The organism is Pseudoalteromonas sp. UCD-33C, from assembly GCF_001306895.1.
Lineage (GTDB): Bacteria > Pseudomonadota > Gammaproteobacteria > Enterobacterales > Alteromonadaceae > Pseudoalteromonas.
This window is the reverse complement of record NZ_LJTB01000002.1, coordinates 121,379-143,953: the sequence shown is the minus strand read 5'-3', so window position 1 is coordinate 143,953 and position 22,575 is coordinate 121,379. Positions and strand designations below refer to the sequence as shown.

The following is a 22,575-nucleotide window of genomic DNA, read 5'->3' as shown; positions in this document are numbered from 1 at the left end:
ACTCATAGCATGGCTCCTTGTGCGAATAAGCTATCAAGCTCAGTTATTTGCTGTTTTGTTAGCTGATTGAAATACACCCCTTGCCCTTCGCTCATACCACGTAAGAAGGTGTAGTAAACACCGCCTAAATGCATATCGCTATCGTAATCTTGAATACGTTGTTTTAATAAACGGTGCAATGCCACGGTATATATCAAATACTGCAAATGATACTGGTGACTGGTCATGGCTTGCTCTAGTTGCTCATGTTGGTAGTCAGTCGCACTATTGCCTAAAAAGTTCGATTTATAATCAAGAATATAATACTTACCCTGCCAGCAAAATATTAAATCGATAAAGCCTTTTAGTAGGCCTTGCACCTCACTAAAATCAAGCTGACCAGGTAAGTTAAAATGTTTTACTAACACTTGGTTAAGCTTATCACTTGAGAGTGATAACAGCGGTAAGTTAAATTCCATTTCGACCAAACAGGTATCAGGTTCAAGTACTGATAAACTAAGCCCTTTATCGTTTAATGGGCAATTCAGTGCAGCAAGGATCCACTGCTCGGTCATTTCCTGCCAGCTATCGTCAATATGGTATTTTTCGAATAACGTTTTGATCACTTTATCAAGTGCGTGGTCGTCTTGCTCAGTGGCTGGACGCTTTAACGCATAAGGGTCAGTAAAGTCTAATTGCTCAAAGATTTCATGCAAACAACTACCCGGCTTTGCGCCTTTAGGGAAGCTGTAAGGTGTTAAAGCATTGGCATTTTGGGCTAAAAACTCATCTTTTTCGTGATCTTCATCACTGCGACCAAGCTCAATATGATCAGTATGCTTTTTCAGCGTTAAGCTACTAAAGCTGGTTGAGCGCCAATCACGCTGAATGTCTGCTTTTACAGTATTAACTTGATAGGCTTGTTCACTGTCTGCACCAGCAAATGTTAACTTTTCAAGCTCATCTGCTTGGCTAAACGCCTCATAATGCATGTGCGCAGAGCCATCACAAAATTGTTGTAACAACGCGCGCCATTCATCGCCCGATTTAATCTCTAACCCTGCAAATAATACGTGGCCGATACTGGTACTTTGAATACCAGGGCGAGCACTGCGACCTTGGGCAATGTTATACATACCCACTGAACAAAAATGCACGGCACGAGTCAATGCCACATAAAGTAAGCGTAAATCTTCAGCCAAGCGCTCTTGCTCGGCTTTTTGCATTGCGTCGTCACCTTTAGCAAGGTCATAAATAAGCTTACCGTCTTTATGATAAAGGGCTTCTTTGCTTTCGCGATAGCCACAGGCAAACGGCATGAATACTATCGGGTACTCTAAGCCTTTTGAGGCATGCATAGTAACAATTTTCACCAAATTAGCATCGCTTTCTAGGCGTACTTGCACCGCTTCGCCATCTTGTTGACTAACTTTTTGCGCAAACCAACGTAGCAATCTGTGGGTTCCCTCAAGCTCAATTTGCTTTTGCTGTAAGATTTCCCCTAAATGACGGAAATCGGTGAGCCAGCGCTCAACGTTGTAGCCTAAGCCTTGCCAACGTGCTGCGAGCTGATTATGGCTTAATAAACGCTCGAGCATCGCCATAGCGCCCTGTTTATGCCAAATGTGAGCAAGCTGAGCAAAAAAGTTTAAATGCTCTTGCCATGCGCTTTCATTTTCATGAAGCTCATAAATGCGGTTGTAGCTTAAGCAAAACAATGGCCCGGCTAGCACACCACGCAGTAACGACTCATCATACTGTCCATGCAATGCAGTTAAAAAGTTCAGTAAGTGATGACTAAGCTCTTGGTTAAAAACACTATCTCGCGATAAATACACGCTGGCAATGGCGGCTTCTGCCAGTGCTGTTTTCATCAGCTGTGCTTCGTTTCGGTCACGCACTAACACACAGATATCAGCGGCCGTGAGAGGCTTTCCTGCAATGGTTGCAGCGCCTGCATTAGCTTGCTTGAGTAGCTCAGTAATTTTTTTCGTATACTGCAAAGCCAATGCCTGTTGAGCCACCCCTTTGCTGGTTGGCTTGTTGTTGGCTTCGGCGTATTCATCAACAAAAACCGAAAATTCAAACGCACTTGGCATTTCACCGTTTATTAAAAACGCTTTGTCTTGCTGTTTTCCTTTGGCATTAACCTTTTGAAATGGGATCGCATCGTTGTAAATAAAGCTATTAGCATTTTTAGCAAATAAACGGTTTACGCTATCAACAACCCCTTCACTTGAGCGGTAGTTGGTATCTAGGGTGTATTGCTTATCCTCTGAAACAGCTTGTTTTGCGCCAATATAAGTAAAAATATCTGCACCACGGAAGCCATAAATAGCCTGTTTTGGATCACCTATCATGGCAAGCGTGGTGTTTTTAATGCCATAAATGCGGCTAAAAATACCATATTGAACTGGGTCAGTATCTTGGAATTCGTCAATCATGGCAACTGGAAACAAGGCGGCAATTTTTTCACTTAACGCTTGGCCTTGCTCACTTAAAAGCGCTTGATGCAAGTTACTTAATAAGTCATCAGGGGTGATCACGCCTTGTTCTTGCTTGCGTTTAACTAATGCATTTGCGACCCATTTAGCTGCGTATTGCACTATCGCAATATTCAAGCCGTTATTGATAAGGCTACTCAGTTCAGCCATTTCATCAAAACGAGCCAGCATTTCATGACTAAGCAAGCTGCCGTTTTTCTTATAATTTGCAGGATCGCTTAAATTTTCTGTGCCCCATACTTCAAACGAGTATTTACTGGTACCAAATACAAAAAATAGCTCATCATTGTTTATATACTCTTCAAGCGCTGCAAGGCTGTTTTTACGACCTGGAGTTTTTGAGCCACTTAAATCAGATGCTTTTACGGCATTAATAAATTCACTCTCACGGCACGCCGTTTTAAATGCTGGTACTTTTGCCACAAAGTTATCGCGCGCTTGCCATATTTCGTCAAGGTCATACTCAGGGGTAATCGTTGCCCCTTGTTTATTGAGTAGACTTACCACCTGTGAATACAGTGACGCTGGCACAGGGAAAATATCGGTAATTGCTTGGGTGTGCTCTTTTGATTGTGGGTAAACAAAGGCACGCCAAAAGTCATTAAGGGTTTCTTGAATAAGCTCTCGCTCATCTAAAATAAACTCTAAGTTAAACGCCACGCCGGATTCAAAGGCATGTTGTTTCAGCATTCGCTGACAAAAACCATGAATGGTGAATATAGCGGCTTCATCCATCGACTTTGCCGCGGCGTCTAATAAATCAAATGCGGCGTGTTTGTCAGTTACCTCGTCAATTACTTGCTCAATCAGCTCATCATCGGGCTTTTTACCAAGCAGTGCATCTCTGGCATTGATTATACGCGCCCTTACACGGTCTTTAATTTCTTGAGTTGCGGCTTCAGTGAAGGTCACCACCAGTATTTGCTCAACACTCAGCGGCGTATTTAATTGTTCATCTTCACCGGTCGCTTTTTGTAAGCCCAACAAATACCGTAAATACAAACCTGTGATGGTGTAGGTTTTACCTGTACCGGCACTGGCTTCAATAAGGCTTTGCCCACACAGCGCCATACTCATTGGATTAAGCGTTTGCATGATCTGCCTCCTGTGCTAATTCAACAATTGGCGATAACAGCAGCTCGCTCCATTTTATAAACTCTTCTTCACAGTCTTTAAGGCTCTTTATGGTTAAACGAATATACGGGTTTTCACCTTCACCTATGCCTATGTATTGCGGTGCGAACTTATTGTTTGCTTTAACCATATCTTTGTCTGTTTTTATGTACTCGTAACCACTGACCGGGAAAAACGCCACAGGGCGAGTTAAGAGCGTTTCATAAAGCGAAAACCAATTGTTTAAATAGCTGCGGGCATCGTCTTCTGACAAGGGTGAAAAACTAATTTGCTTGTCTAAACCAAGAATAAGGGTTTCAACCGGCTGCCCCATTATTTGCGCCGCTAAATGATGCACAAAGCCGCGAATAACATCTTTTGCTTTAATACTGGCGGTGCGATAAAACACCTGTTTTTGACCATAAATATGATTTAACCAACCTTCTAAAGTGGTGTTGGCTATTTTAATATTTACTTCAACGGGTAATGCTTCATCACCTTGAATATGCGCTTTCACTTGCCCAGCAAGCGCATCAACTCGGTGCTGCATACTTTCAAACACAAGATCGCCAACATGGGCTTGAGGTAATTCACCGCGCTGCATTATTTGCGCTTTGTTAAGCGGTTGCTCTTGAATGCTAGCTTCAAGAATTTCGTCAAGGTAAAAGTAACGACGTAATGCGTCTAAACTAAATGGCTCTTCATCTTTAGCGATATCGTTAAATTGCGGTAAGCGTAAACCCAAACTTTGCTGATAAAAGCTCTCGTGCGGCTGGCAAATACTGCGAATAAACTGAGTTAACTCAACACTGCTTTCTGGCTGAACACTAAGCGCTTGCTGTGGCTCAGGGTTAACAGCTTGAGTTGGCATCCACACAGGGTTATAGCTGTGTAATTGTGTGGCTAACGGTTTGTTTGCTTTTTGCTTGTCATCAATTTTCTCTGTTAGATAATAAGCCGAGTTAAATGGCTGTAAGTGCTGATAATTAATTAGCGCCTCTGGTAGCTTTAAGTGAGTGTCTTGATCAGCAAATTTAAAACTACGGGCTATGTATTCCAAAAGCTCGCTCACTAAGGTTGAGGGCATTCTTGGTTGGTTATCAAAGCAAGAACGGCCAATATAACTGATGTATAAATTCTCACGAGCACTTAAAATCGCTTCTAAAAACAGGTAACGATCGTCGAGTTTACGAGAACGGTCGCCTTTTTGGCGTTTTGAGTATGGAACTAAGTCAAAACCGATTGGCTGAACGGTACGCGGGTAATCTGCATCATTTAAACCTAGCATGCACACCACTTTAAATGGCACAGCGCGCATTGGCATCAACGTACAAAAGTTAACTTGCCCCACTAAAAAGCGCTGCCCTACACCTTTTTCTTGAATACCTTGTTTAACCAAGTAACTCACAATGCGCTGCGAAACAGCTTGTTGGTAATCGCCATTGTCATAATGCTTAATCAGTGTATCGAGCACTTTTTGCAGTACTAATAAATCCCAGCTTTGTTCACCTTCATCGCTGTACACATCGTTTAATAATTCTTTTAGAATTTCTGCCTTTTCGTTAAGCGGTGCATCAGCTTGAAGCTTGGCTTTATAACGGGCCAGTACATCAATAAATTCAATGAGTTTATTAAGTGTATTCAGTGCCATGCCTTCAACTTCATCGGCACTGTAAATCCCCGAAAACGGCAGTTGTTCATCACGTTGTGCAACACCTAATAACAAGCGGTTTAAGCCATGTTGCCAAGTGTTTAAATCTATTGCTGGTAAGCCAAAACTGTCTTTGTGTGCGGCATCTAAGCCCCATTTAACGCCAACGCGTTCAAGCCAAAAGCCAATTTGCTCATATTCATGAGGTTCAAGGTTAAACTTTTCGGCAATTTGTGTAACTTGCAGTAAATCAAGAATGTCAGACACACCAAAGCGTGAGTATGGTAAATCAGCTAAACTGGCAAACGAGCTAAGTACGGGTTTTTCTTGTTCTATGGCTAAATCGGCTAACGCATAAGGAATAAAACGTCGCCCTTCGGCACCACCAAACACCGCCTCAATATACGGGCTGTATGTGCCAACATCCGGCATCATTACAATAATATCTTTTGGTGTTAGCGCTTTATTTTCATTGAATAGATTGAGCAAGTAATCATGTAGTCGTTCGACTTCACGTAGTGGCGTGTGACAATCGCTCAGCACAATACTGGTATCGTCTGCCTGAATCGGCAATTTGCCTTCGTCATTAATAAACCATTCTTTATCAGGCGTTAATGACTCCCCCTTGAAGGCTAATTGGTAAATTTCAGACTGAATTTGCGATAACAAGCTTTGATCAAACTCGTTATCGAATCCGTCAAGCCACTGCGCGTCTAATTGTAGTAACTGCTCAAAATAGTCTCGTCCTAATTTACCCCACGACGAGAGTAACGGGTTACCAATAAAAAAATACTCGTGATCAGGGTTTTTAGCGCTGTCTTCAAGCGCTTGTAACTGCGGGCGTTTGGCATATTTAGCAGCAATCTTGGCTGCTGTTTTCTCATCGAGTGTGTCGCCCCAGTAATGTTCACTGGGGTTAAAGAAAAACAAAAATACCTGCGTTTTTTTCGCAATGGCCTGAAACACTTCAAGCTGGCTGCTCGCAATTGCAGAAATACCAAATAAACTAATGCGCTCAGGTAATAGGCTTGCGTCCATTTTTTCAAGGGCTGCAAGGAGTTTGTCTTGCATATTGGCGCGGTGATATTGGCTTTGCCCAAGTTCTTTACTATGCGCCACCAGCTTACGCCAGAGATCTGGCTGCCATGGCGCAATGCCCACATCAACATCATCAAGTTCATCGATGCCCTGCTCCCAAGTGGCAATCCAATTGGGGCGATACATTAAATATTGGTCATAAACGTCGGCAATTTTCTCGCACAAGGCAAAGGTTTTTTGCCCTTCACTGTCACCATCTAAATAGGTTTTAAGTGGTAAGTACAGCGGCTCATCAATGCAGTTTGGTAAAATCGCAAACAGCTTCCAAGCAAGGTTAGCTTTGTTATACGGTGATTCACTGGGTACATCAGGCAGCAATTGTTGGTAAAGCTGCCATATAAAACTTGAAGGCAGCGGAAAATCAACCTGAGCGGCAATCCCTAAGTGTTCACTTAAACCTATTTTTAGCCACTGCGACATACCCGGTGACTGCACAAGCACAATTTCTTTTTTAAAGGGACTCGTTAATGGATTAACTTTAATAACTTTATGAAAAAGCTCTTGCAGTGCTTCCATGCGATTTGATTGAATTATATTCAGCACTCTACACTGTCCTTGCTTGAAACTAACTAATTGACACAGTGTAAGATATTTTAATTAGATGGGATAGAGAGAAATACCCGCAAACAAGGCTTATTCCATGTTTACGGGTATGAGCTGCGGGCATGTGTTAAATATATGCGCAGCTGGCAATATTTACTGGTATGGGCTTATCGTCGATAACGCGAACTCGGTGTGCATGATCTCATCACCCTTAATACCTTTAAGCGCAATACGAATGGTAGGATCTGCTTTTTGCCAATCGATTGTTAAGTCGCCGTAGTTAACTTCATGAGTGTAATCACCCACACGGTGTTTATTAGGGCTAACATCTTTCCACTTTTCTGTAAGCCCAGAGCTGGTCATTTCATATAACGGGTAATCTAGGTTTTGTTGATATTTAGACAGCTCACCCCAGTGAGTATCACCACTGACAATAATCACACCATTTACTTTATGTTTTTTAATAAGCGCAAATAAACGCTCACGATCAGCCGGATAATTTGCCCATGACTCCCAGCCTGTAAAATCAGCCAATAACTGTAAGCTTGAGGCAATGATTTTTATCTTTTCATCTGACTTAAGCTCTTGTTCGAGCCATTGCCATTGGCTTTCGCCAAGCATAGAGGCGTTTTTATCGGTTGTTGGACTATAAGGCCCTTGTTTTGCCGGTTTACGCTCAAGTTGATAGGTCATCGCTGATACATGATTTAACGGCGCACGATTAAAACGAAGATCAGGCATGATGACCTTTACTGTTTGCTCACCTTCACCGTACGTGTACGAAGTGTAAATACCATCTTCACGAGTCCTGCGAGCAGAACCTGCTGGCTCTTGCCAAAAGTCGAGCATGATTTTTCGTGATTGCTGTTTTTTTGGGTATTCGCTGCCAGCGTCATTTTCGCCATAATCATGGTCATCCCACATGGCTATTATCGGTGTATTCGCACGTAATGTTTTAAAGCCCGGCTTTTGCCCTAAACGTTGATATTTATTGGCAAGTACCGACATATCTTCGGTATCTCCATAAATGTTGTCGCCAAGGAACATAAACAAATCGGCTTTCTCTTTGTTGATGGCGTCAAAAATTGGAATAGCCTTGTCTTGATGACCACATGAGCCAAACAAGATTTTACTTGGCGCGGCAATCGCACTCACACTACTAACGAGCATTAACCCAGATAAGGCGCTTTTAAACAAACGAAGAGTGAAACTCATTTTAAAATCTCCTTAATCGGCGCTGCCATCTTCGGGTTAACTTGCTGACTGTTGACGCCTAAAATATTCAGCACAGTTGCCGCTACTTGCGATTGTTTAAGCTCATTTTTGGGCTTAATTAAGCCTGTTGCTTTTATATCTGGGCCAATCGCTGCTAACCAAATATGCTCAGAGCCAACAATGCCGTTTGGAAAACGCTGCTTTCCTTGCTCTGAACGTGCTAAAGCACGCTTAGAACTATGATGTTGCCAATCATCAGCATGACTGCCACGGCCATGATCGGTCGTGATGATCATTGTGGTGTTGTCTTTATAGCCCGGTGTTTGTTGAATTGTTTGCCAAAGGTCACGAATAAACGCATCACTTTGTTTAGCCGATTTTAAATAGGCATCGTATTTACCGTTATGGGCAAAGTCATCGGTTTCACCCAAGCTAATAACAAGCAAACGCGGCTGTTTATTTAATAAATATTGTTTGGCAAATCGGTAGGTAAAGCTGTCGAGGCGCACATTGTGCCAAGGGCTTGGGATCTCGCTTTGCATTTGGTTTAGCAGAGTCACTTCGGCTGAGTTCACTGCATCAAAGGATTCAAAGCCAGCATTAACATAAACCCCACTGCGCTCACGATTTACAATATAAAAAAACACATCCCAGCTACCAAAAAGCGCGGTTTTACCTTTAAACTCTGGCTGAGAATTTAAACTCTCTAAAATGGTTTTATTGGGGTTAGGCACTTTATCGTTGCTATCGATATTCTCATCTACTATGCCAGTTAAAATTTCACTGTAACCTGGGTATGAGAAATACCACGGGTTGCTTACCGACATCAATGAGCCTTGAGTTCTATCGCCAATCAAAACGCCCTGCTTTGCCAGTGTTTCACTAAAAAATGGCATTAACGCTTGAGTTCGCTGTGCTTGGTCATCTCGCCAAAAAAGCGCCTTTAGTTCATCTGTATCTGCAACAAAATCAGTGTTATCGATTAGGTTTTTATCTGCACCAGAGAACACTTCTTGCCAGCGAAGCCCATCAAGAGTAACGAGCACAACATTGTCGGCAGCTTTACTGTTTAAGCTTAATAGTGATGCCGCTACCACCACCGTGGCTAAAATTAATTTTTTCATATTTCACCTGCAAAAAAGCCCATCAAAGATGGGCTGTTTAAACGTTAGCTTATTACTTAAAACTGCGCTGTCAGTGTTAAAGCTGCGGTACGTGGTGCACCAATAAAGTAGGTTGAACCATTACCTGTGCCACCTGCGAGATATGATTTATCAAACAGGTTATTCACCACAAATGCAAGGTCGATTGATTTAAACACGCCTGAATCAAGGCTGGTGTTATACCCAATGTTTAAATCAACCAAGGTGTAACCATCAACCTCATTACGCGAACGGGTTTGCTCATCAGTCCATGCACCTAAACGCTCACCTGTGTATTTAGCCGATAAACCAAAGCGGAAATCACCACTGTAGTAGTCTGCCGATACCACAAATAAATCTTGTGCTGAGTCAATCACTTCATCACCCGCTTTAAAGCTGGCTGATGCATCCTCAAGTAGCTCACCATCGCTGTTGTAAGCACTTGGATCGTTCGATTGATACTCAGAGTTATTGTAGGTATACGATGTGTAAAGATTCCATTTGTCAGTCAGCATATAGCTTGCTGATAGCTCCACACCCGTTGACTCAATACCACCAACGTTGATGTAAGAACCGTTCGTGCCAATGGTGTAATCAATACCATCGGTATCACTGCCCGGAGCAATAAAGGTAATACGGTTATCAAATTCGATGCTGTAAGCGGTTGCCGTTAAACGTAAACGGTCATCACTGTAACGCACACCTAGGTCGATGTTTTCAGCTGTTTCAGGTTCAATTTCGGTCAGTGTTGATGAATCACGTTCAAGTACACCATCTTTAATTGCCGCAAAGTTTTCGCTGTAGCTGGTGAATAGCTCTGTGCTTGCAGATAGCTGATACAGCACACCACCGCTGAAAAGTACGTCTGAATCACTGTCGATTTTATCTGAGTATTCATCTTCAAAATGATTATAACGCTGAAGCTCAACAAGGTACTGTTTAGCACCTAAATTAAGCGTGAAATCACCTAAACTGATTGAGTCTTGTACGTACCACTTGAATGTATCTGTTTCGAAGGTGTTTTTATACTGTGTCCAATACGGCGTATGGTCAAAGTGATGATAAATACGGGCATCAATAACTTTATGCCAGTCACGTGACTCATCACGGTCTGTTTGTTCAAACCAAAAACCAGCTTCAATATCATGATTACCAAGAGTTACTTGGTACTCACCGGTCATACCTAAGCGGTCTTTTTTATAGTGAGTATGACGATACGACATAACAGGAATAGCATCATCTGGGTAACAGGCAGGGTTTAAGCCAGGGCCAGATGACCATGGCCACTCTAAACTTGCCGTACAACCTGCAGCAGGTGCAAGTGGGTTACCGTCGCTGTCGGTGAAGCCGTAGCTACCAGCATTTTCGCCGCCAATTGTTGTTGGGTTGCCATCGCCATCAACAGGTGACGTTAAATAAGGCGGGATCCAATCGCCACGACCCGAGTTTTTATGGTAATACGGCGACAAGCTTAAGTTTGAAGTGGCACTTAACGCGTAATCAAACTTTACATACGCAAGAGTATTTTCACGCAGTGTACCCCAGCCCTCAGCAAACATTTGATCAAAATGCGGCACGCCAGTCCAATTCCAAGTTAAACGATCCCAATCAGGGTTTTGTTCAAACTCACTAATGCTAATGCTGTTATAGTTAATTTCGTGAACATCATCATACGAAACACGACCCGTTACAGTTAAGTCACTAAAGTCTGATACAAACTTCGCTTCAATGTGCTGATTGTCTTTACCACCATTGCTGCCATCACCAATCCAGCGGCTGGTATCTGTTTGCGAATAGCTGATATAGGCTTGCGTGTTATCAAACACAGTGCCGGTTTCGTGCTTCACAAAGTAGCGGCTAGCATTATGATCGCCCGTTGTATAAGCAAACGTAGTGCTTTGCTCGGTACTCGGTTGTGCACTCACAAAATTGAAAGTACCGCCTAATGCTTCGAGTGATGCAGAGGCAATATCAGAAGTACCTTGCCCTACTTCAACCGTTGCTAAGTTTTCGCTGTCTAAGTAACGGTTTGCTTTTGCACCGCCACCATAGTTAGAACCACCATTAGGAATACCATCAATCGTCATACCTAATTGCTGTTGATTACCATCAATACTAAAGCCACGCATAGTAATGGTGGTTGACCAATCGTCACCACCAAATGCATCACCTTCGTTGATGCTAATACCCGGTAGGTTATCAATCACGGCTAACACGCTTGATACTGAACTTTGTTGCTCAAGCATGGCAGGTTCAATAACGTTATTTGCATAACTGGTTGGCTTTGCAACAACGGTAATTTCTTCAATTTCGTTATTCGTGTTTGCATTTGCCGATGTTGCTAAAAGCGTTGCGACTACAAGGCTTAGCTTTGTTTTTTTAGTTACTGTGCTCATTGTTTTTCCAAGGTTACGTATTTAAAAGCGGGCACAGTATGCAGAGCGCGTATGACATTTAGGGTCAAAATTTTTGACACAATAATTAAACAATTAATGCATTTTCATGGCAGATTTAAGACTTAACTGTTTAATAAATAAGAAAGTATTAGAAAAAACGCCCAGTTAAATTAACTGAGCGCTTGTTGGTTGGACAATATTATTAGGTTTGCTTAAATCAGTTCAGCCAGCATTTCGTCGCTGTATGGTGTTAACGCTTCACCATTTTTAACTTTACTGATGTAATCTGGGTTCGCAATGAATGGGCGACCAATCGCAATTAAGTCAAATTGGTTGTTATCGATAGCTTGATTAGCTGACTCAAAGCTATAGCTACCTACCCCGACTAAGGTACCTTTGTACGCACCGCGCATATATTCAGACGCTGACTTATCACCTAAGCTTGCAAAGCGCATGCTGTCATCAAAAATACCAACATGTAAGTACGCAAGGTTACGTGTTTCAAGGGCTGGTAATAGATAATCAAATACCGCCTTATCACCGTCACTTTCGGTCATATTAAAATACGCGCCTGGCGATAAACGTAATGCAGTTTTATTTGCACCAATTGCTGCCACTACTGCATCAACGACTTCAAGAGCAAAACGCGACATGTTTTCTGGTGTTTGACCGTATTGGTCTTCACGTTGGTTTGCAGCAAAGTGTAAGAATTGATCAATTAAGTAACCATTCGCACCATGAATTTCAACCCCGTCAAAACCCGCTTCAATAGCGTTTTCCGCCGCTTTTGCGTAGTCAGCAATCAAACCTTGGATGTCTTCGATGGTTGCCGCTTTTGGAGTAACGTAAGTTAACTCACGCATTCTTGGTACCGAACCTTCAATACCAATTGCTGATGGTGCCAGTACATCACCACCAAAAAAGTGAGGATGAGCAACACGACCAACATGCCAAAGCTGAGCAAACATTTTGCCGCCTTTAGCGTGCACAGCATCGGTCACTTTCTTCCAACCTTGTATTTGTTCACTAGTAAATAAACCCGGCGTATTTGGATAACCTTGGGCATCTGGGCGGATAATCGTTGCTTCGCTAATAATTAAGCCAGTATCAGCACGGCGTGCATAATAATCAACCATTGCTTGTGTAGGTACGAGGTTATCGTCGCTCATACAGCGCGTAAGTGGTGCCATTAGTACACGGTTTTGCAGCTCTATGCTGTCGTTTAATTTAAACGGAGAAAGTAAATCGGTTGTCATGGTTTTATCCTTATCTTGAACATACATTCAAGATAAGGGCGAAACATACACACTTCAAGGTTTATTTTGAATAATCGTTCAAGATTACGTAAACTTCGTTTATACCAATTCGCTTAATTAAGTGGTCTATTTTGAGGCAAGAAAACCTCGTTGATATCAAGGCAAAAATTTCGTTATTTAGTTGTTCTAAATCAGAAATTTTTAACGCGGGTAGCGACAGGTTTAATCCCTCAAAATGACTAAGTATTATTGCGGATTGGTATTATATACCGTGAGGAGCTTTAATGAGAACTGCTGAATTTGATACTGAATTTGTACTTCGCCAAGCCATGCATGCTTTTATGCAATATGGCTATGCGAAGACAAGTATGCAAAAGTTAAAAGAAGTAACTCACCTTCACCCGGGTTCTATTTACGCGGCTTATGGTAACAAAAAAGGCTTATTTTTAGCCGCCACCGAGCAATATCAAAAAGATAGAAACCAACAATTTACTGCCCTTTTTAATGACCAACAATCAATTTTATCGACCCTCAAACATTACTTAACTGTGATTGTTGATGAATGTATTGAAGGTGAAGTAGCTAAAGTGTGCTTGCTTACAAAGAGTATTTCTGAGGTTGAAGGCAACGACCCACAAATTTGCACTGTACTGCGTGGTAACTTAAACGCTTATGAGCATGCCCTCGCCGAACAACTTCAAAAAGCGCTAAATAACAACGAATTTGTAAGTAGCAAGTCAGCTCAACAGTTGGCGCGCTTTTTAGTCATGGGCATATACGGTATTCGTACCTATGCGCTGACAAATCAAGACCCTAAATCTCTGCAACAACTTGCTGACGATCTATTTGCCGCATTAGTAAATTAATTTAGCTATTAACTTTACTTGTCATATTAATTTATCACCTTATGATTAAGGTGTAGCTGTGTATAACTAAAAGAGTGAGCCTGTCATGAATAATGCAACTGCTAAACGTGTTGAAACTGAATTTGATGCTGTACTCGCCTTAGGCGCTAAGAAACGACTCGCTTATATGTTTGAAACGGTTCAAGAGTTTAAACAAGTGTGGATCCTCAATGATGAACATGGCTGCGTCATGCTCTCAAACGAAGACGACGACTGCGTGCCTGTGTGGCCTAGCCGTGAATTTGCCCAAAGCTGGGCAACCGGTGAATGGCAAGACTGCACGCCAAAAGCCATCCCTGTAAAAGACTGGTTAAGTCGCTGGACACCCGGCCTTGAGCAAGATGACTTACTCATTGCTGTATTCCCAACAGACCAAGACGACGGCACCATTTTATTCCCCGATGAGTTTGACTCACAACTAAGAATGCCAAAAAGACGATTTTAAGTACAAGGGAGCCAAGCGCTCCCTTTTTTATGCGATTTGTTGTAACCGAAGTGCCGAAATATCTTTTATCGGTGGCTTGCCAAAAAAGCGTGTGTACTCGCGGCTAAACTGCGATGGGCTTTCGTAACCCACTTTTAAAGCCGCAGAGCCCACATCAATTCGCTCATTCAGCATTAATTGCCTTGCCGCCTGCAACCGTAAGTTTTTTACGTATTGCAATGGGCTCATCTTTACCACATCACGAAAATGTAACCTGAATGTCGACGGACTCATGTGCGCATCACGGGCTAAATCATCAATTGAAAATTGACTCGTGTAGTTTTCTTTTAACCAACATAAGATCTTGGCTATTTTTTGATGGGCAGAGCCAGACATCACAATTTGCCTTAAATAAGGGCTGTGCGGACTATTTAACAGGCGCAATATAATTTCTTTTTTAATAAGTGGCGCAAGGTTAGCTTTTAATTGAGGCTCTTTGTCGAGTTGAATAAGCCTAAGTAAAGCATCAAGCAGGCCATTGTCAGTATCAACCACCGACATAGCTTGGTGCTTAGGGAACTTGTCTTGCCCAGCAAACTCCATTTCAGCAACAATATGGCTGATTTCATGGGCATCTAAGCGTAAGTAAATGCCGTAAAATGGCAGATCTTTACTAGCTCGCGTTATTTGTGAAGCTACAGGCACATCGACTGAGGTCACCAATGATTGGCCGTCAGTGTAATCATAACTATGTTCACCCAACACAACTCGCTTTGCACCTTGCAAGCTAATACCCAGACCTAACTCATACACGCAGGCCATCGGTAAAGAAACTTCGCTTCGTCTGAACACCAATAACTCAGGAATCGCCGTTTCAAAATTACCGTCTGCGATCGCTATCGCTTTAACCGCTTCTATTAATGCCTGACGCATTTAGATTACCTCTAAGAAATACTCAATTAAGTGTATCACCGTAATTTGAGGTTAGGACCATTTTAGGTAACAGTTCGTTATTTTAGGCAAAAATTAAATCATTTATGGCAAGCAGAAATCGCCATCATCAACCATAATGTATTTTCAATTTTTCGATTGCATGCTCTTTGCAATCAGCCAAAGCTACAAAACCTCAATACATTCAATACCTAAAATCAAAAGAGAAATTATGAACCATAACAACACGGATTTATTTGTGTTTGTCGCGATCGCTGCTTTGGTCACCGTTCATGACAAGCCCTTGTTAAAACGAGCATGTCAGCATGCATTGAATGATGGCGTTTCAATGCAAGAGTTGTGTGATACTTTACCGCATATCAGTGTGTATTCTGGGGTGCCAAAAGCATTGCTATCACTAGAGGTTTTAAAGTCCCTTGATGATATTAAAGGTTCACATACGTTGCTTATCAAACGCACAGAGCAGCAACTAAAAACCGCGCTCACATTTGGCCAGCTGCCATTTGGCATTGAGCAGCAAAATAACAGGGTATTTGAGCTTGCCTCTTTAGGCGCTTTATTTGCGCTAGACGATGCCAGCAGCTTAGTTAGCGAGCAACTTAAACGCTGTGTATTACTTGGTTATAGCCGTGAACAACTTGAATTATTAGTAATAGAACTTGCCAGAAAGGTCAGTAGCCACATTGCCATGCGCGCTAAATGTAATCTTGAAAAACACTTTGCTAAGGTGGGTTAAGAAAAGCGTATAAGTACTCTATTTTATCCGAGAATTTTGCTTCACATTGAAATTTGTCTAAGTTTTCGGATAGTTTAGAAAACGCCTCTGCTAAGCTTCAACTAAATAAATTATAGAGTATTGAAATCACTTGATTAACCCGCCTTAAGTTATAAAAAATAAAAATACTACTAAGATGAAAAAACTATAAGTTTGTCTATATTTAAGAAGATATTACTTAAATAGTGAATTGTATTAATGAAATCAACGATTTTGATAAAGCTCAACTCTTTTAAAAGTAAAGGGTTCACATTAGTTGAGCTTATGGTAGCCATCTCAATTATAGGGATCTTATCCTTAATCGCCTTGCCTAATTATCAAGGCTATGTAAATGAATCTAAGGCAGCCACCTTATTATATAGAATCCACTCTATTGGCCTTGCTTATCAGGATGTTATTGCAACTTCACCTGATGCAGTAGCAAAGCCAAATCAGCTTTCGAGTTCAAGCTTTGGTCAAGCCCCAAGCTATTTACCTGGGCTTGCCAATCAATTTTCAGAAGAGTTTGGTATTCAATTTTCAGCTCAGTTAGTTAATCACTCTGGTTTTTTTAATTTTACTGGTCATGAGGCTTTTCCTGTTTTATTTTTAAAAGCAAATAGTCAAAACGGATTGAATGTACTCAATGCCTTGGATCATGTAACTGAGTTAAAACATTCTTTTGTGACTCCTAATATGATGATTATTGCATTAGCAACACCTTATGAGACTCACCAAACCAATTTAATACCTTCAGAAACAAATACAAACCCTCCCAAAATAAATCAACCACCAAAATTAACTGATGCAGGGACTAATCAGCAACCTGATGCTAGCAATACAGGTAATACTCAACTTCCTGACGCAAGTAACACAGGTAACACCCAACCTCCAGATAGAAATAGTGGAGATAGCAACACAGGTAGCCAAACGAGTACAAGTACAGAAACTAGTACCAATGGTGATTCAGGATCGGGCAGTCGAAGCAATGCTGGTTCTAACTTGAATTGGCCTCCTGGCTGGGTAAAACATCCAGATCAACATATAGGCCAACAGCATGGGCATCATGATTAAAAAATTAGGAAGATAAAAATGATTTCAACCAATAAACGATGGCAAGAAAGTATCGCGGAAGCGATGGATGAAACGCAAAATAATCAACGAAATAAAAATAGAGCTTCCATTGTATTACCTAGCTGGCTTCCTTATGCCGCATATATTGCTTTTGGATTTTTGTTAGCAAAAACTCTACTAATTGGCCATGAAACCCACCCTGTAAATTACGACAGAGATTATCAAACAGGCAGCTCAGTGGCATTATTAATGATTGCAGAAGATGTTGAACATTACCGCACAACTTACGGAGAACTGCCAGACGATTTACCAAGCCCTATCGCATCTGTCATGGATGTAACTTATGAAAAAATTACCAATGAACATTTTCGCTTAACCATTCCACATGGTGATTCAACAATCACGTTTGATGCCAAAGACGACAAAATATATATGGAATGAGTATGATTGATAAAAATGAGGTACACAGAAGTAATGCCACTTTTAACTGGCTAAAACGATTTTGCATTGAAAAATCGACTAACAGCAATATTAATATTGAAGAAATGTATAACGGTGAGTCAGCCATTTCAGCATGGAAAAGTGCAGAGGCAATTTTGCAAGTCGACAGCAAAGTGTTAACAGCAATGATTGCAAAAAGTTACCAGTTAGATGTAGCAAAACTTCCTGATGATATGTCAGAAGAATTGCTTAATTATGTTTCTCTTAAAGTAGCTAGAGAGTATGGAATTTTTCCTTTAGGCTTTACAAATGGCTTATTAACAGTAGCTTCCCCTCACCCATTTGATACTGATATGGAATCAATGGTTGAATTTTTAACGACCCTTCATGTTAAGTCGGTATTGGCATCACCCGAGCTCATAGCAAAATGGACGGAAATGTTTTATCAGGAGCAAATGCTATCTGAAAATGACATTATTATAAAATCAAACCAACTCAACACACGAACAAAACAAAATGAGCCCGACTCTTCGAACTCAGCCATAGTTAAAATTGTATCCGAAATGCTGTTAGAAGCGTTTATATTCAAAGCCAGTGATATTCACATTGAACCCTTTAATAATGGCGGCATAATTCGTTACAGAATAGATGGCATGTTAAGGGTCATATCAGAATTACCAGCACAAGTTTTTATTCCAATAGTACAAAGAATAAAAGCATTATCTGGCCTTAACTTAGCAAAAAAAATGGTTCCACAAGATGGAAGTGCTAGTTTAGAGCTCAAAGGTCAGGATGTGGATCTACGGGTATCGACACTACCAGTTAAAGGGGGAGAAAAAGTAGTCATCCGTCTACTGATTAAATCTGTTGTAAATAAGTTAGATGATATTGGTTTACAACAGCAAGAGCTCAATACATTTAAAAACTTACTGCAAAGTAGCGAAGGTATCTTTGTAATAACAGGCCCTACTGGGTCAGGAAAGACAAGTACGCTTTATGCTGCTCTAAAAGAATTAAACACTCCGGAAAAATGCCTTGTCACCGTTGAAGACCCAATTGAATATGAGATTGAAGGTATTGCCCAGGTTAATATTAACCCACATCAGAACCTCACCTTCTCCAGCGCCCTCAGAAGCATTTTAAGACAAGATCCCGATGTAATATTAATGGGTGAAGTTCGCGATGAAGAAACGGCAGAAATGACCTTTCGCGCTGCAATAACTGGGCATTTTGTGATGACCACCTTACATACTAGTGATGCAATTACGACTATTTCAAGGTTAATAGGTTTAGGTGTGTCACGTCCTATTATTGCAGACTCCTTAAAAGGTGTTGCAGCGCAGCGATTAATTAGAAAACTATGCCCTAGTTGTAACCTAAGTGGCCCGTTGTCCACAGATACCTATGGTAAACGTTTTAAAAGCATCTTTCCTGATATAAATATTATGTCGCCATCAGGTTGCGATGACTGCGATCAGTCTGGTTACAAAGGACGTATTCCTCTGTTCGAAATAATCACTATTGATTATCAACTAGCCGATGCAATTCGTGCTGGAGAAAGTACCAGTAAGTTAAGAGAGATTGCAGCTAAATGCGGAGCGAGATCTTTATATAAAGTAGCCTTAGAAGCACTTTCAAAAGGCCTCACTTCAGTAGAAGAAATAAATAGAGTATTAGGACAGTCTTTTTGGAAAGAGTGTGAAAGAAATAACAGCTTAGATAATTAGACAAGCTAAAATGCGATTTAAAAGTATTTGTAAATGACTAAAGTTAGCTTATAAGATTAGAAATGGCGGTGACGGAGAGATTCGAACTCTCGATACGTTGCCGTATACACACTTTCCAGGCGTGCTCCTTCAGCCACTCGGACACGTCACCTAAGGCGCTTAGAGTTTAGCGCGGCGTTATAGTATGAAAACAACCCTACAGACGCAAGGGCTTTTTAAAATAGTGCAGTTAAGTGATTAGTAATCAAACAAAAAAGGCAAGGTAAACACCTTGCCTTTTGTATAGTCAATTCGTTCTTAGCGTTGAAGCGTTGCTGAAAAATCTAACATACGGTTAAGCGACTTTAATGCGCCTTCGCGCAAGTCCATATCAACAAACACTTCTTTACCTTCTGGGTCTGTCAGTGCTTCTTCAATCGCTTTTAAGCCATTCATTGCCATCCACGGGCAATGTGCGCAGCTTTTACAGGTTGCGCCTTCACCTGCTGTTGGTGCTTCAAAGAATTCTTTCTCTGGGCATAACTGCTGCATTTTGTAGAAAATGCCTCGGTCAGTTGCTACGATGAACTTTTTGTTGTCCATAGTTTGCGCTGCTTTGATTAGTTGGCTTGTTGAACCAACTGCATCAGCTAAGGCTACAATCTCCGCAGGAGACTCTGGGTGAACCAATACAGCCGCATCTGGGTGTAAGGCTTTCATATCCTTTAGTGCTTTGGTTTTAAACTCGTCATGAACGATACAGGCGCCATTCCACATGATCATGTCTGCACCTGTGTTCTTTTGAATGTAAGAACCTAAGTGTTTATCTGGACCCCAAATGATTTTTTCGCCTTGCTCATCAAGGTGCTCAACGATTTCTAGGGCACATGAAGAAGTAACAATCCAATCTGCACGCGCTTTAACAGCTGTTGATGTATTTGCATACACTACTACCTTGCGATCAGGGTGCTGATCACAAAACGCTGAGAATTCTTCAATTGGGCAACCTACGTCTAATGAACAAGTTGCAGCAAGCGTTGGCATAACAACCGTTTTATTTGGCGTTAGGATTTTTGCTGTTTCGCCCATAAAGCGAACACCGGCTACCACAATTACATCTGCGTCGTGCTTAGCGCCAAAACGCGCCATTTCTAGCGAGTCAGCAACACAACCGCCTGTTTCTTCAGCTAGTGCTTGAATTTCAGGATCAGTGTAATAATGGGCAACAAGAACCGCGTTCTTGTCTTTTAATAATTGTTTGATACGTGCCTTATACTCAGCTTGCTCGTCTTTTGATAACGGAGCTGGCTTTGGAGGGAAGATATAATCTTCAGGCATAATTTGTTCAGCTAGACTCATTTCTCGACCACTTAGTCCACAGTGCATTCATGGCGCGAATTATACGAGAATCTTAAGCTAAAGAACAGTATTGCTGTGAGCTGTTAAGATAAATAAAGGATAACTTAGAAAGAAAAGATAAATCAGGAATGGTGGGTCATGATGGACTTGAACCATCGACCAATGGATTAAAAGTCCACTGCTCTACCAACTGAGCTAATGACCCGCTCTGGATATTTAGATGCGTAAATCCGCCGATATGAGACCATTCGAAAAGAATGGTGGGTCATGATGGACTCGAACCATCGACCAATGGATTAAAAGTCCACTGCTCTACCAACTGAGCTAATGACCCGCTCTGGAAATTTAGACACGTAAATCCGTCGATATAAGACCATTCAAAGAATGGTGGGTCATGATGGACTCGAACCATCGACCAATGGATTAAAAGTCCACTGCTCTACCAACTGAGCTAATGACCCGCTCTGATGCTTGTAATAAGCTACGTAAATCCGCCGATATAAGACCATTCAAAGAATGGTGGGTCATGATGGACTCGAACCATCGACCAATGGATTAAAAGTCCACTGCTCTACCAACTGAGCTAATGACCCGCTCTGATGCTTGTAATAAGCTACGTAAATCCGCCGATATAAGACCATTCAAAGAATGGTGGGTCATGATGGACTTGAACCATCGACCAATGGATTAAAAGTCCACTGCTCTACCAACTGAGCTAATGACCCGCTCTGATGCTTGTAATAAGCTGCGTAAATCCGCCGATATAGAACCATTCAAAGAATGGTGGGTCATGATGGACTTGAACCATCGACCAATGGATTAAAAGTCCACTGCTCTACCAACTGAGCTAATGACCCGCTCTGATGCTTATAATAAGCTGCGTAAATCCGCCGATATAGAACCATTCAAAGAATGGTGGGTCATGATGGACTTGAACCATCGACCAATGGATTAAAAGTCCACTGCTCTACCAACTGAGCTAATGACCCGCTCTAATTGCTTATAAAAGCTATACGTAAATCCGTCGATTAAAGATTACCATTCTAAGAGAATGGTGGGTCATGATGGACTTGAACCATCGACCAATGGATTAAAAGTCCACTGCTCTACCAACTGAGCTAATGACCCGCTCTTTTTTCCGCATTTTGGCTGTTGTTACCAATCGCCTGCTGCGGGCGCTTATAATACTTATTTAAATGCTGAGTGCAACAGAAAATATCTCTTTTTTTAAGTTTTTATGTCTAGTTGCCTAATTTTAGACCGCTTATGTCAAAAAGCAGTCTAATCAGGTCAAATCTACATTTGCGACAGACGTTCTGTGGCTAATTTAGCAGCGGTAGTACTTGGGTACTGATTAATTAAATCATTAAAGGTTTTAAGGGCTTGCTCGCCTAAACCTTGATCCGCTAATAAGTTTCCTAACTTTAACATCGCATCTGGGCGCTTATTAGAATTAGGGTATTCATTCACAACAACTTTAAAGTGCTCAGTTGCACCAGCTTGATCGTTTTGAATAGTTAACAGCTGACCTAACCAATAATGCGCATTAGATGCATACACTGAATTAGGGTAAGTAGTTAAGAATGTTTGGAACTCAGGAATTGCTTGCTCATAACGTTTATCTTTCATGATTAACGCTACAGCACGCTCATAGGCTTCGTTTTCAGATAAGTCTGAACTGATTGCCTGTGATGCACCCACATCCGTATAAGTGTTAGTAGGTTGAGTTTGTGTTGCAGCAGGCTGGCTATAAGCTTGGCTTACACGGTTCTCAATCTCTTGATAAAGCTCACGCTGACGTTGTAATACTTTTTCAAGCTTATAGCTTTGCTCTTCAGTAATACCACGTACTTGGCTCACTTCGTCTTGTAAAATATTAAGCTGCTGCTGAAGCTCAGCTTGCAATAAATTACGTGACTTCATCATGTTTTCTAAAGCGACTAAACGCTTCTCAATGCTCGATTGCGAGCTTGCAGCTTCTGAAACAGGAGCGGGAGCAGCCCATAACTGGGTGCTCCCGCTTAAGATCATTGCTGCCAAAATAATTTTCGGCTTCATAATGAC

At 41.5% G+C, this 22,575-nt stretch carries 15 protein-coding genes and 9 tRNA genes; 6 read left to right on the top strand and 18 right to left on the bottom strand.

Annotated elements, in window-relative coordinates; all coding sequences use genetic code 11:
- Positions 1 to 2: 2 nt before the first annotated feature.
- From recB to AOG26_RS03860, 6 genes are all read right to left on the bottom strand, one after another.
- Complete coding sequence (gene recB / locus AOG26_RS03885) at positions 3 to 3,578, bottom strand: exodeoxyribonuclease V subunit beta (RefSeq protein WP_054561306.1); 3,576 nt, start codon at positions 3,576 to 3,578, stop codon at positions 3 to 5.
- Positions 3,565 to 6,888, bottom strand: a complete 3,324-nt coding sequence (gene recC, locus AOG26_RS03880; RefSeq protein WP_054561305.1) for an exodeoxyribonuclease V subunit gamma — start codon at positions 6,886 to 6,888, stop codon at positions 3,565 to 3,567. Before recC ends, recB begins: the two co-directional genes overlap by 14 nt.
- 153 nt (positions 6,889 to 7,041) lie before the next feature.
- A complete protein-coding gene (locus tag AOG26_RS03875; protein ID WP_054561304.1) occupies positions 7,042 to 8,103 on the bottom strand; it encodes an alkaline phosphatase D family protein in 1,062 nt (353 codons plus the stop codon).
- On the bottom strand, positions 8,100 to 9,227 hold the full coding sequence (locus AOG26_RS03870; RefSeq protein WP_054561303.1) for a sulfatase-like hydrolase/transferase: 1,128 nt from the start codon (positions 9,225 to 9,227) through the stop codon (positions 8,100 to 8,102). Before AOG26_RS03870 ends, AOG26_RS03875 begins: the two co-directional genes overlap by 4 nt.
- 56 nt (positions 9,228 to 9,283) lie before the next feature.
- Positions 9,284 to 11,641, bottom strand: a complete 2,358-nt coding sequence (locus AOG26_RS03865; RefSeq protein WP_054561302.1) for a TonB-dependent receptor domain-containing protein — start codon at positions 11,639 to 11,641, stop codon at positions 9,284 to 9,286.
- Positions 11,642 to 11,853: 212 nt separating this feature from the next.
- Positions 11,854 to 12,897, bottom strand: a complete 1,044-nt coding sequence (locus AOG26_RS03860) for an alkene reductase (RefSeq protein WP_054561301.1) — start codon at positions 12,895 to 12,897, stop codon at positions 11,854 to 11,856.
- Positions 12,898 to 13,181: 284 nt separating this feature from the next.
- On the opposite strand from AOG26_RS03860, the gene AOG26_RS03855 reads away from it, so the two are divergent.
- Together AOG26_RS03855 and AOG26_RS03850 are read left to right on the top strand one after the other, a co-directional pair.
- Complete coding sequence (locus tag AOG26_RS03855) at positions 13,182 to 13,763, top strand: TetR/AcrR family transcriptional regulator (protein WP_054561300.1); 582 nt, start codon at positions 13,182 to 13,184, stop codon at positions 13,761 to 13,763.
- 85 nt (positions 13,764 to 13,848) lie between these two features.
- Entirely contained in the window at positions 13,849 to 14,247 is a 399-nt protein-coding gene (locus AOG26_RS03850; protein WP_054561299.1) for a DUF2750 domain-containing protein, read from the top strand.
- 27 nt (positions 14,248 to 14,274) lie between these two features.
- Here AOG26_RS03850 and AOG26_RS03845 read toward each other — a convergent pair whose 3' ends face one another.
- A complete protein-coding gene (locus tag AOG26_RS03845; RefSeq protein WP_054561298.1) occupies positions 14,275 to 15,159 on the bottom strand; it encodes an AraC family transcriptional regulator in 885 nt (294 codons plus the stop codon).
- A 229-nt stretch (positions 15,160 to 15,388) separates the two neighbouring features.
- Between AOG26_RS03845 and AOG26_RS03840 the strand changes: the two genes are divergently transcribed.
- The 4 genes from AOG26_RS03840 to AOG26_RS03825 all read left to right on the top strand — a co-directional run bounded on the left by AOG26_RS03840 (position 15,389) and on the right by AOG26_RS03825 (position 19,173).
- Positions 15,389 to 15,913 carry a carboxymuconolactone decarboxylase family protein gene (locus AOG26_RS03840; RefSeq protein WP_054561297.1) on the top strand — a complete coding sequence of 175 codons (525 nt, stop codon included), beginning with the start codon at positions 15,389 to 15,391 and terminating at the stop codon, positions 15,911 to 15,913.
- Between the two features lie 237 nt (positions 15,914 to 16,150).
- Positions 16,151 to 17,005: a prepilin-type N-terminal cleavage/methylation domain-containing protein gene (locus AOG26_RS21045; protein ID WP_054561296.1), complete on the top strand. Its 855-nt coding sequence runs from the start codon at positions 16,151 to 16,153 to the stop codon at positions 17,003 to 17,005.
- An 18-nt stretch (positions 17,006 to 17,023) separates the two neighbouring features.
- Positions 17,024 to 17,446 (top strand): hypothetical protein, encoded by a 423-nt coding sequence (locus tag AOG26_RS03830; protein ID WP_054561295.1) that lies wholly within the window; start codon positions 17,024 to 17,026, stop codon positions 17,444 to 17,446.
- Between the two features lie 2 nt (positions 17,447 to 17,448).
- On the top strand, positions 17,449 to 19,173 hold the full coding sequence (locus tag AOG26_RS03825; protein ID WP_054561294.1) for a GspE/PulE family protein: 1,725 nt from the start codon (positions 17,449 to 17,451) through the stop codon (positions 19,171 to 19,173).
- Positions 19,174 to 19,236: 63 nt separating this feature from the next.
- Here AOG26_RS03825 and AOG26_RS03820 read toward each other — a convergent pair.
- From AOG26_RS03820 to ybgF, 11 genes are all read right to left on the bottom strand, one after another.
- Positions 19,237 to 19,324 (bottom strand) — tRNA-Ser (locus AOG26_RS03820).
- A 146-nt stretch (positions 19,325 to 19,470) separates the two neighbouring features.
- Positions 19,471 to 20,511, bottom strand: coding sequence for a quinolinate synthase NadA (gene nadA / locus AOG26_RS03815; RefSeq protein WP_054561293.1), 1,041 nt, complete (start codon positions 20,509 to 20,511; stop codon positions 19,471 to 19,473).
- A 129-nt stretch (positions 20,512 to 20,640) separates the two neighbouring features.
- Positions 20,641 to 20,716, bottom strand: a tRNA-Lys gene (locus AOG26_RS03810).
- 53 nt (positions 20,717 to 20,769) lie between these two features.
- Positions 20,770 to 20,845: transfer RNA gene (locus AOG26_RS03805), tRNA-Lys, on the bottom strand.
- A 51-nt stretch (positions 20,846 to 20,896) separates the two neighbouring features.
- Positions 20,897 to 20,972 (bottom strand) — tRNA-Lys (locus AOG26_RS03800).
- A 56-nt stretch (positions 20,973 to 21,028) separates the two neighbouring features.
- Positions 21,029 to 21,104, bottom strand: a tRNA-Lys gene (locus tag AOG26_RS03795).
- 56 nt (positions 21,105 to 21,160) lie between these two features.
- Positions 21,161 to 21,236, bottom strand: a tRNA-Lys gene (locus AOG26_RS03790).
- 56 nt (positions 21,237 to 21,292) lie between these two features.
- A tRNA-Lys gene (locus AOG26_RS03785) sits at positions 21,293 to 21,368 on the bottom strand.
- 56 nt (positions 21,369 to 21,424) lie between these two features.
- Positions 21,425 to 21,500, bottom strand: a tRNA-Lys gene (locus AOG26_RS03780).
- A gap of 63 nt (positions 21,501 to 21,563) precedes the next feature.
- Positions 21,564 to 21,639: transfer RNA gene (locus AOG26_RS03775), tRNA-Lys, on the bottom strand.
- A gap of 168 nt (positions 21,640 to 21,807) precedes the next feature.
- The gene (gene ybgF, locus AOG26_RS03770; protein WP_054561292.1) at positions 21,808 to 22,569 is read right to left on the bottom strand and encodes a tol-pal system protein YbgF; all 762 of its coding nucleotides are present in this window, start codon (positions 22,567 to 22,569) and stop codon (positions 21,808 to 21,810) included.
- Between the last annotated feature and the right edge of the window lie 6 nt (positions 22,570 to 22,575).